This window comes from Virgibacillus oceani, from assembly GCF_041521345.1.
Lineage (GTDB): Bacteria > Bacillota > Bacilli > Bacillales > Amphibacillaceae > Virgibacillus_N > Virgibacillus_N oceani_A.
Genome location: NZ_JBGOHB010000013.1, coordinates 114478 through 120580, shown reverse-complemented (window position 1 = coordinate 120580; position 6103 = coordinate 114478). Strand labels below are relative to the sequence as shown.

The following is a 6103-nucleotide window of genomic DNA, read 5'->3' as shown; positions in this document are numbered from 1 at the left end:
GTATTGTTATTAACTATATCTCCATATTTTTCTAAATGAATACTTCTATTTCGTTTAGAAATTCATTTTCATGGTAGTTGGTGGCGATGCGTAGCATAGCCATGGTTGTTTCAGTGGGGGATGAAAAAGAAAACCCCCACTGAATGAAGTTTCACATTATAAGTATCTTTTTATTATTATTAGCATCTGTATAAGGAAAACTTATTGCATCGCATAACTTTTTACGATACGCCAAATAGTCTGAAACGATTGTTTTATGTGCTGATATCAGATAGAATATATATGGTGAGCATAGTAACGTGCTTTTTTAGTGCGTTAGTGGTTATTGCCGGATAGAATAATAGATATGCCGGATGTTTTTTGTGCAGAGCAGTTTTTTGTTCTGTAATGCCACTATGTTGCCCTTTTTTGACACATAAGAGGAGAATTAATTGAAAGGAGACAACAACATGGGGAACACTAATTCATTTAATGCAAAGAAGCAATTTGAGCTAAATGGAAAAACTTATAACTATTATGAATTAAAAGCACTGGAAGAAAACAATTTAGGGAAAGTATCCCGGCTCCCGTTTTCAATTCGGGTGTTAATGGAATCCTTGTTGCGTCAGCATGACGGGCATCAAATTAAGGATGAACATGTTAAAGCGCTGGCAAAATGGGGAACACCGGATGGGAAAAAAGCAGATGTGCCTTTTAAGCCGTCCCGTGTAATTTTACAGGACTTTACAGGTGTGCCTGCAGTAGTTGACTTGGCATCGTTAAGAAAAGCAATGGTTGATATGGGGGGAGAACCGGACAAAATTAACCCTGAAGTTCCGGTTGACCTTGTTATTGACCACTCTGTACAGGTTGATCAATATGGAACAACTAATTCACTGAAAGCAAATATGGATCTGGAATTCGAGCGGAATGCCGAGCGCTATGAATTTCTAAACTGGGCTCAGAAAGCTTTTGACAATTACCGTGCGGTACCACCGGCTACAGGGATTGTGCATCAGGTAAACCTGGAGTATATTGCGAATGTTATTCACGGACTTGATAATGAGAACGGGGAATATGATGCATTTCCTGATACATTGGTTGGTACAGACTCCCATACAACGATGATTAATGGTCTTGGTGTGCTTGGCTGGGGTGTTGGCGGTATTGAAGCAGAAGCAAGCATGCTTGGACAGCCATCCTTTATGCCGGCACCGGAAGTTATTGGCGTTAAATTTACAGGAAGCTTCCCGAACGGTACAACAGCTACAGACTTGGCATTAAAAGTTACCCAAGTATTACGTGAAAAAAATGTAGTTGGTAAATTTGTAGAGTATTTCGGACCTGGTCTTAAAGATTTGCCGCTTGCAGACCGCGCAACTATTTCAAATATGGCACCTGAATACGGGGCAACATGCGGTTTCTTCCCGGTTGATGACGAGTCATTGGCGTATTTGCATTTGACTGGGCGAAGTGAGGAACAAATTAAACTCGTAGAAGAATATTGTAAGAAAAATGATCTCTGGTACTCTCCTGATCAGCAGGATCCTGAGTATACCGAAGTGATAGAAATAAATCTTTCTGAACTGGAACCAAATCTTTCAGGACCAAAACGTCCTCAAGACCTAATTTCTTTATCAAATATGAAAGAAGAATTTAATAAGGCGGTTACAGCTCCAGAGGGAAATCAGGGATTCGGATTTGATAAAAAAGAATTTGATAAGAAAGTTACAATCAATCATCCGGATGGCAATACTTCAGAGATGAAAACAGGTTCATTGGCCATTGCTGCCATTACTTCCTGTACCAACACTTCCAATCCATATGTAATGCTGGGTGCAGGTTTGCTGGCGAGAAATGCTATTGAAAAAGGGTTAAGTGTACCGGACTACGTAAAAACGTCTCTGGCGCCCGGGTCGAAGGTGGTTACTCGCTATCTTGAAGACGCAGGACTGCAATCGTATCTGGATCAATTAGGCTTTAATCTGGTTGGGTACGGCTGTACAACTTGTATCGGAAACTCTGGTCCATTGCGTGAAGAAATTGAGCAGTCGGTAGTTGAAAATGATCTGCTTGTATCCTCGGTGCTTTCCGGTAACCGTAACTTTGAAGGCCGCATTCATCCGCTTGTGAAAGCAAACTATTTGGCTTCACCGCCATTGGTTGTAGCTTATGCATTAGCAGGAACGGTGGATATTGACCTGACAAAAGAGCCAATTGGTACAGATAAAGATGGAAACACTGTCTATATGAATGATATCTGGCCGAGAATGGACGAAATAAAAGCAGAAGTAGACAAAGTGGTAAATCCGGAAATCTTCCGTAAAGAATATGATGGTGTATTTACTTCCAACGAGCGCTGGAATGAAATCGATACTACGGATGAGCCTTTATTTGAATGGGATAGTGAATCAACTTATATTCAAAATCCGCCATTCTTTGAAGGATTGTCTAAAGAAGCAGGAGAAGTGGAGCCGTTAAATAATTTACGGGCTATTGGGTTGTTTGGAGATTCTGTAACAACCGACCACATTTCTCCAGCTGGAGCTATTGCAAAAGATATGCCTGCAGGTCAGCATCTGCAAGAGAAAGGAGTTTCACCAAGAAACTTCAACTCCTACGGTTCACGCCGTGGTAACCATGAAATTATGATGCGCGGAACATTTGCCAATATCCGCATTCGCAACAAATTGGCTCCTGGCACAGAAGGTGGGTACACAACATACTGGCCAACAGAAGAGGTTATGCCAATTTATGATGCGGCTATGAAATATCAGCAGGATGGAACCGGATTAATTGTTATGGGTGGTAAGGATTACGGAATGGGCTCTTCTCGTGACTGGGCAGCAAAGGGAACAAACCTCCTGGGAATTAAAACAGTTATCGCAGAAAGCTTTGAACGTATCCATCGTTCCAACCTGGTCATGATGGGCGTACTACCATTACAATTTGAAGAAGGTCAAAGTGCAGAAAAACTCGGGTTAACAGGGAAGGAAAGCTTTAGTGTGGAAGTAGACGAATCTGTTAAACCGCATGATTTAGTAAAAGTGACTGCCATAGACGAAAATGGTAAGAAAACTGAGTTTAGTGCTGTCACGCGTTTTGATAGTGACGTAGAAGTAGATTACTATCGCCATGGCGGCATTTTGCAAATGGTATTACGTAATAAAATGGAAGCATAATAGATATTTTGCACCTGGCCCTCACAATGTGTATTGTGGGGGCTTATTTTATGAATTCTTTTCGAACAAACCATGTAATATCTTTACATTTTGCCTATTTAAACATACGATGAGGATATATAATCTATAAATCATGGTGTGAATATGACAGCGGAACTTGGAATGATTTTATAAGCAGTTATAATGCATAAGATAAGTGCTAAAACCTTGCTTAAACCTTCGTATAAGGAGTTTGTATATGGTTAAACAAATATTTGGCATTGGTTTGATATTGGTATTAGCCGGAGTAGTCATTTTTAATTATGTAAGTGATCAATCTACAACCGGTTCAGACGATTATAATGACCAGGGAGATGTTTTCATAGATGAAGGAAACATGCCGGAAGAGGCATCCGGTATTGACCCGGATGAAACCGCCCCTGATTTTGAATTGGAAACATTGGATGGCGATAAAGTACAGTTATCCGAGCTGAGGGGTAAAAAGGTAATCCTTAACTTTTGGGCTACATGGTGTGGACCTTGTCGTGAGGAAATGCCTGAAATGCAGGAGTTCTATGATAATAATAAGGATGAAGTTGAAATATTAGCTGTTAATTTATTGGAAACTGAAACAAACGATTCTAAACCGGAAGAATATATTGAGGAATTTCAATACACTTTTCCGGTGCTGCTTGATGGGGATTCTGAAGTAAGTGATGCCTACAAGGGTGCCGTCGCAGTTCCTACCACCTATTTTATTGGTACAGACGGAACAATACAACATCCAAGGAAAATCGGCGCCATGACTTATGAGTTTATGGAGGAAATGGTTGACTCCATGAATTAATAGGCTGATTTGGTCTAACTTATTTTGTGGCATTTGTTATATAAATTTACAGGAATGGCAATACTGCTTCTAAAAGGAGTGAAATGCCATTTCTTTAAAAAGAAAACTATCTTTTGATGAATTAGTCAGTGAGAACAGACAGCAAATATTAAAAGACCGGCTATTGATGGAGAAGATCGAGCAAAATATTGAAAAAAGAATAAACAAAAATACACAGAATCAAAAAGAAGCTCAATAATTTAGAAGTCTTTTTCCTTTGTTAGGGAAGAGACTTTTTTGTTGCTTCTTAGAAATGGACTCAGGTAATTTTTTCTAGTATACATGTAACCTTTCTTAGAGAAAATACAAATAGATTATTTAAAAAAGGAGAATGAGTATGCCTGATAAGGAAAATACACAACCCAATCCTGATGATCGAAGTGATAATGTAGAAAAACTGCAGCGTATGGTTCAGGAGACGATTGAAAACCTTGAAGAAGCCCATGATACTGTGGAGTTTGCTTCAGGTGAGGAGAGACAGCAAATTATTGAGAAAAATAAACGCCGCGAAGAAGCAATTGAAGGCATGAGAGAAGAAATTACAGATGAATACCATGACAGTAACTAAAAATAATATTGATAAGCCTTTAGCTTTAGTTTATTGCTAAGGGCTTTTTAAATGAAAGTTAAGGGGGTTATTCGGAACAAAAAGTTTCTATCTGTATGTTATTATGTTGTGGGAGGGATTATAGTTTGAATAAAGTTAGAACAACAGTAGAGGTCAGGTATCAGGAGACAGATCAAATGGGTGTAGTGTATCATGGCAACTATCTTGTGTGGTTTGAAATTGGGCGTACAAAATTTATAGAATCCATGGGATTCAGTTATGCTGATATGGAAAAGAACAATATTGTGTCACCTGTAATTGATGCAAAACTGAAATTTAAAAGCCCCTTTCGCTACGGTGAAAAAGCTATCATTGAAACATGGATTGAAAAATATAATGGAATACGTACAATATACGGCTACCAGATTATTGATGAATCAGGTAATACAGGAGTAAGCGGTACAACAGAACATGTTATTGTAAGAAAAGATAAATTTCGCCCCTTATCCCTTAGAAAAACTTTCCCTGATTGGCATGCAGCATATCTCAAACAGATTGAAGGAGTATAGATATGGCTTTTGGCATAAAAAGAGAAGAGTTAAAGATGTGGAAACAAGAAGTGCAAAGCGGAAAGATTGCCATACTGACTCATTACTGGGTTGATGATCGATTTCCAGGCTGTGATTCGGTTACAAAGGTCGGCTGCAATGATATCGAAAAACTCATAGCTTGGGGAAAGAAGTACGGACTTAAGGAAAAATGGGTACATAATGATGAAAATTACCCGCATTTTGATCTGTTTGGCGAGTGGCAAAAAGAAATTTTAATAAAAGAAGAAAAGTGGGAACAGATAAAGAAATTCCGTATATAATGCTACAAATAAGGCGCTCTCTCAGCGCCTTATTTTGGTACGTATTCAAATTTAGCTTCCTGCATTTTATCGTTAAAGGTTACATGCAAATCATATCCATCGAAATACCATGCATCTTTATTTTCTATAAAGAATGTAATTCCTTCTAAATCTGCCGAAGAAAAAATATCGGTTGGGACAACTTGTTGTACGCCTATCGAAAAGCCCGGAATATGTCCGCCAAATCCGTAGCGAACAAAGAATCGTAAATATGCACCTTCACTTAATTCTAATTCATTTTTATACCATTGGGCGGCTTCTTTAGCCATTTGCAAATTCATCGAAGTCATCTCCTTATTCAGGGGATTAACGGTTTTTCTCTTTCTTTTCCGGCACTAAATCCACTCCACCCGGGTGAAAGGGGTGGCATTTACTTATTCTGATGACTGTTAAATAAGCTCCCTTTATAGCTCCAAACCGTTTAAAAGCTTCCAGGCCATATTCGGAACAGGTTGGATGAAAACGGCAGGAAGGAGGCTTGAACGGGCTAACGGCAGCCCGGTAAAATTTAATCAACCCAATAAAAATATATTTCATTGTTTATATAACCTTCTTATTAAAGTTTGGCTACGCTTGGTTCCCTACATAAGATTATACTCCAGCTGAAAACATTTTTCTAT

At 38.9% G+C, this 6103-nt stretch carries 8 protein-coding genes; 6 read left to right on the top strand and 2 right to left on the bottom strand.

All coding sequences use genetic code 11. The features are described 5' to 3' along the window. The first annotated feature begins 449 nt into the window (after positions 1-449). The 6 genes from acnA (at position 450) to ACDX78_RS11570 (ending at position 5444) form a co-directional block, all read left to right on the top strand. Positions 450-3161, top strand: coding sequence for an aconitate hydratase AcnA (gene acnA, locus ACDX78_RS11595; RefSeq protein WP_486028023.1), 2712 nt, complete (start codon positions 450-452; stop codon positions 3159-3161). Positions 3162-3399: 238 nt separating this feature from the next. Then, entirely contained in the window at positions 3400-3987 is a 588-nt protein-coding gene (locus tag ACDX78_RS11590; RefSeq protein ID WP_486028021.1) for a TlpA disulfide reductase family protein, read from the top strand. An 88-nt stretch (positions 3988-4075) separates the two neighbouring features. After that, complete coding sequence (locus ACDX78_RS11585; protein ID WP_486028033.1) at positions 4076-4225, top strand: FbpB family small basic protein; 150 nt, start codon at positions 4076-4078, stop codon at positions 4223-4225. Positions 4226-4363: 138 nt separating this feature from the next. Beyond that, a complete protein-coding gene (gene tlp, locus ACDX78_RS11580) occupies positions 4364-4594 on the top strand; it encodes a small acid-soluble spore protein Tlp (RefSeq protein ID WP_486028019.1) in 231 nt (76 codons plus the stop codon). 125 nt (positions 4595-4719) lie between these two features. Further along, complete coding sequence (locus ACDX78_RS11575; RefSeq protein ID WP_486028017.1) at positions 4720-5142, top strand: acyl-CoA thioesterase; 423 nt, start codon at positions 4720-4722, stop codon at positions 5140-5142. Between the two features lie 2 nt (positions 5143-5144). Continuing rightward, the gene (locus tag ACDX78_RS11570; protein ID WP_486028015.1) at positions 5145-5444 is read left to right on the top strand and encodes a hypothetical protein; all 300 of its coding nucleotides are present in this window, start codon (positions 5145-5147) and stop codon (positions 5442-5444) included. 29 nt (positions 5445-5473) lie between these two features. Here the strand turns inward: ACDX78_RS11570 and ACDX78_RS11565 are convergent, their stop codons facing one another. Both ACDX78_RS11565 and yidD read right to left on the bottom strand, forming a co-directional pair. Then, a complete protein-coding gene (locus tag ACDX78_RS11565) occupies positions 5474-5764 on the bottom strand; it encodes a HesB/YadR/YfhF family protein (RefSeq protein WP_486028013.1) in 291 nt (96 codons plus the stop codon). A gap of 25 nt (positions 5765-5789) precedes the next feature. Further along, entirely contained in the window at positions 5790-6020 is a 231-nt protein-coding gene (gene yidD, locus ACDX78_RS11560; protein WP_486028011.1) for a membrane protein insertion efficiency factor YidD, read from the bottom strand. Positions 6021-6103: the final 83 nt, after the last annotated feature.

What these genes read in the sequence shown, in the direction of transcription:
- acnA (WP_486028023.1), top strand. Translation starts at nt 450, where the DNA reads ATGGGGAACACTAATTCATTTAATGCAAAGAAGCAATTTGAGCTAAAT.
- ACDX78_RS11590 (WP_486028021.1), top strand. Translation starts at nt 3,400, where the DNA reads ATGGTTAAACAAATATTTGGCATTGGTTTGATATTGGTATTAGCCGGA.
- tlp (WP_486028019.1), top strand. Translation starts at nt 4,364, where the DNA reads ATGCCTGATAAGGAAAATACACAACCCAATCCTGATGATCGAAGTGAT.
- ACDX78_RS11570 (WP_486028015.1), top strand. Translation starts at nt 5,145, where the DNA reads ATGGCTTTTGGCATAAAAAGAGAAGAGTTAAAGATGTGGAAACAAGAA.
- ACDX78_RS11565 (WP_486028013.1), bottom strand. Translation starts at nt 5,764, where the DNA reads ATGAATTTGCAAATGGCTAAAGAAGCCGCCCAATGGTATAAAAATGAA.
- yidD (WP_486028011.1), bottom strand. Translation starts at nt 6,020, where the DNA reads ATGAAATATATTTTTATTGGGTTGATTAAATTTTACCGGGCTGCCGTT.